General features: G+C 32.4%; 5 protein-coding genes. All 5 read right to left on the minus strand.

What is annotated here, in order from left to right; translation table 11 throughout:
• Positions 1 to 503 precede the first annotated feature (503 nt).
• The gene (locus tag EUBIFOR_RS02895; protein WP_003864414.1) at positions 504 to 1,046 is read right to left on the minus strand and encodes a DUF6560 family protein; all 543 of its coding nucleotides are present in this window, start codon (positions 1,044 to 1,046) and stop codon (positions 504 to 506) included.
• A gap of 440 nt (positions 1,047 to 1,486) precedes the next feature.
• Positions 1,487 to 1,870: a hypothetical protein gene (locus EUBIFOR_RS02900; RefSeq protein WP_003864415.1), complete on the minus strand. Its 384-nt coding sequence runs from the start codon at positions 1,868 to 1,870 to the stop codon at positions 1,487 to 1,489.
• A 172-nt stretch (positions 1,871 to 2,042) separates the two neighbouring features.
• Positions 2,043 to 2,330 (minus strand): helix-turn-helix domain-containing protein, encoded by a 288-nt coding sequence (locus EUBIFOR_RS02905; protein WP_003864416.1) that lies wholly within the window; start codon positions 2,328 to 2,330, stop codon positions 2,043 to 2,045.
• Positions 2,331 to 2,461: 131 nt separating this feature from the next.
• Positions 2,462 to 3,088 carry an endonuclease III gene (nth, locus tag EUBIFOR_RS02910; RefSeq protein WP_003864417.1) on the minus strand — a complete coding sequence of 209 codons (627 nt, stop codon included), beginning with the start codon at positions 3,086 to 3,088 and terminating at the stop codon, positions 2,462 to 2,464.
• On the minus strand, positions 3,085 to 3,633 hold a 549-nt coding region (locus EUBIFOR_RS02915), incomplete at its 5' end, for a DnaD domain-containing protein (RefSeq protein WP_003864418.1). The genes EUBIFOR_RS02915 and nth, both read right to left, overlap by 4 nt.

Raw genomic sequence — 3,633 nt, forward strand, 5'->3', positions numbered from 1 at the left:
AGGCAACAGCAAGCCTTGTTTGTGTTACTCCGTATTCCTCACGCTTTTGTCTTAATTCTTCAATAAAGTTTTTATCATTCATTTTTAAATTCCTCCAATCAAAAAAGGCAACTACCATATTTGATAATTGCTTATACTTAAATTTCTGCAAAAGAAAAAGACAATCAATTTCTCGTTTGAAATCAACTGTCTTTCCTATGTCTTATTCGATTTTCCCAAGTGATAATGGCATAATTTATATCACACCATGTAAAATGCGGTTTCGCCTTGTAAATACAGCATTTTCCGCTTGTTAATGTATATTGTCTCTTGTTTTTTGTGCCCCCCTTGTTAGATAACGGGGGCTTAATCTTCGCTCGCCACAGGCTCGCTCGCAGACGAAGTGAACCAGCCACTTGCAAGACATGGCAGAAAAATCTGAGAGATTTTCCTGCCAACGTGTCTAGTCCGCTCCGTCTGTACAACTAATGATATAGCATTAGTTAAAACTTATAAACTCTTTGTCATTTATGCTTATTTACCCAATAAGATTTTACAGGTATTCTTCTCCTTTTTATGTCCTCCATAAATTCTTTTTTGTCAATATTGCTATCAATGGTAAATAATTTTTCCCCATTTACATATACACGCATAGAACCTTTCTTTCTCTCACAATATGTAATATCTTCAAATTGAAAGGTTCTTTTTTTCCCAAATGTTGAACGCCATGTAATTTCATCTCCGTTCACTTCAAGTTTCCACATTATCATGTTTAATGAACCGATTAAAGAAATTGCAAAAAAAATACTAAAAACGAGTGGCGGAAATAAATCATCTTGTTGAATAGCACTTGCCACCGTAGCTCCACCAAAAAGAAACCCTCCCACAATAAAAAATATAGTAAGTATTTTTTCGGTTTTTATTATATAATGCGTTCTAATTATTCCCTTTTTCTGTTCTTCCTCACGCTTTTTTGCTCTATTTTGTTGAAGTTTTGCAATATATCCTAAGATAGCAAACACAGCTAAGTATGGAATAACTTGTATAAATATTTCTATAACTCCCATTGTTACCAACTCCTAATTTTTACTGTATGAACATTATATCATTTGCTACATATAATATCATCACTTTTCTGCTGTCTATCAGCATATTTTTAGAACATACATTATCAAGAGTGCAAGCATTGCTTACGCAACAAGCTCTTGACAATTCATGTTCTAAAAAATGATTGATAGTCAAGCAGAAAAAGTATAATTATGCTGTATCACATCAGCAAAAAAGACATCTCATATCCTGTATGAAATGCCATTTTTGCTTTTCTTTATGCTATTTTCTTTGTCGTATCAATGTTCTTTCAATCGTAGTAAATTAGTGGTAAAATTCTCTTATTTTTTCGTTTATATTGCTTATAGTCTCTGTGTTTATGCGGATAATTAGATTTTTAATCTTTTTTTCTTATAAAAAAAGAGAGAGATAAGACTTTATTACAATAAAATATAATTTATTATCTTTTACTATTTCTAAATAGACAGATTACTTCGTAAATAATAAAAGGAATTGAACTAATTATTCCAATACAAGTATAAATAGGAAAAGCAATGATTCCGATTATTATTTTAGGTGCAATCGGTGTCAACCATTTTTTTGATATGTTCCTATAAAAAATCAAGCCCGTCGGTATTCCCGAAAATAGTAATGCAAATGAAATAATACTTTTTGTATATCCTAACGGCTCTGGAACAGGCATATTATTATTAGACCAAAACACAATGTATTCAGGATCACTAAGTTGATTTATTTGATTAACTGCTACAAAATAGCCAAGTACAGAACCAATAATCAAAAATATACAAATAATCATTACTTGTTTCTGTTCTTTTTTCATCATATGTCGTCCTCTCTTTCTATATTTGTTACTTACTAATATAGTATATCATTAGGAAAATAAGCTGTCATCACTTTCTGCTATCTGTTAGAATATTTCTTATCCCATGCCGTATTTGAAGTGCTGTTCTATTGTACATCAGTAATTTTGCAAGCAGGTAAACACCGGTTATTTCTTAATATCCTTTTGTTTGGGAAACTCCACTTTCCCATTTTGATACAGCCTGTCTTGTAACCCCTAAAGACTCTGCCACAAATTCTTGAGTCATTTTGCGTTGCGTACGATATCTTTTAATCACTTCTCCAAGTGATTTGGCACTTTCAGCCTTTTCCTTTCTTACAGGTTCAGATTTAATATATTTCTTTAATGCCCTAACAAGCAATACGAATAAGTATATAAATGCGACACCAACTACAAAATACATCAACAAAAAAATATAAGCTATAAATACAGTTGCCTTCATAATACATATTTCCTCCTTTTCACCATCATTATACGGTAATTCATTGCGGTTGCTCTACCAACTATTTGTCAACTTTATTATTTTATCTTTTATCACAATACAAAAAGAAAAACACTACAAGTGTAGTGCTATTATTTCTCATATTTATCTTTCTTACAAAAGCTTTTAAAAGGACATCTTTCACATTCTGGATTTCTTGAATGACAAAGATAGCGACCAAAAAATATAAAGTCATGATGGCCTTGATTCCATCTTGAACGATCGATTTTTCGTTTTAGTTTTTCCTCAACCTTTTCAACCGAATCATTATATTTAGCTAAACCCAAACGCTTACTGACACGATTGACATGGGTATCTACCGCAAAGCTAGGAATATCGAAAGCTACACTACGAACGACATTCGCTGTCTTTCTTCCAACACCTGCTAAAGACATTAAATCCTTATATGTATAGGGTACTTGGCCATGATATCTTTCAACTAAATCTTTACTTAGATTTGAAATGGAGCGAGCCTTATTACGATACAAACCAATTCTTTTAATGTATGGCTCTAATTCAGAAACTGTAGCTTCTGCCATCTTTTCTGCCGTAGGATACGCCTTGAATAATGCAGGCGTTACTTTATTCACCATCGCATCCGTTGTTTGTGCACTAAGTACAACCGCAACAATCAATTGAAATGCAGATTCATGATACAATTCACACTTGGCATTCGGAAAGATCTTTTCCATTTCATCCAAAATTTCATTCGCATTCATCGCTTACCATTCTCTATATCCTCAGTTGACAAACCTTTTTGTTGCCAATTCTGTAGAATTCTTTCAATATAATTTAAATCACAAGCCTCATTACATACAGCTTCATTTAATGCACAAATCACACGACGTTCATCATACATACTTGCCATATCAATAATTCTTTGCATTTGGGTTGAAGATAGTGGATGTGCAAACTCCATCTCAAATTGTTCTAATAAAGAACGATCAATGGAAGTATCACTCGCTTTTGAAAGTTCAAAGATTCCTTCAATATTAAAAATCAAAGATCCATCCGCATAATCTAAAGACAAATACCCTTTATCTGATAATTCGGTAAAGATATCTTCCACTTCATCCACACTAATCTTTAGTTTTTCACTAATCAATTCGTGATCAATTGAAATATGCTGCTGGTTGAAAAAATCAATCAACAATACGACTAATATCTCTTTTGGTTCTAGAATTAAATCTTGTAGATGATCAATGATCCAAGTTCTACGATCTACATAAGGTGCATTAAAATCAAAATCAGCCATTATTGTATC

The sequence above is a fragment of the Holdemanella biformis DSM 3989 genome, assembly GCF_000156655.1.
Classification (GTDB): Bacteria; Bacillota_I; Bacilli_A; order Erysipelotrichales; family Erysipelotrichaceae; genus Holdemanella; species Holdemanella biformis.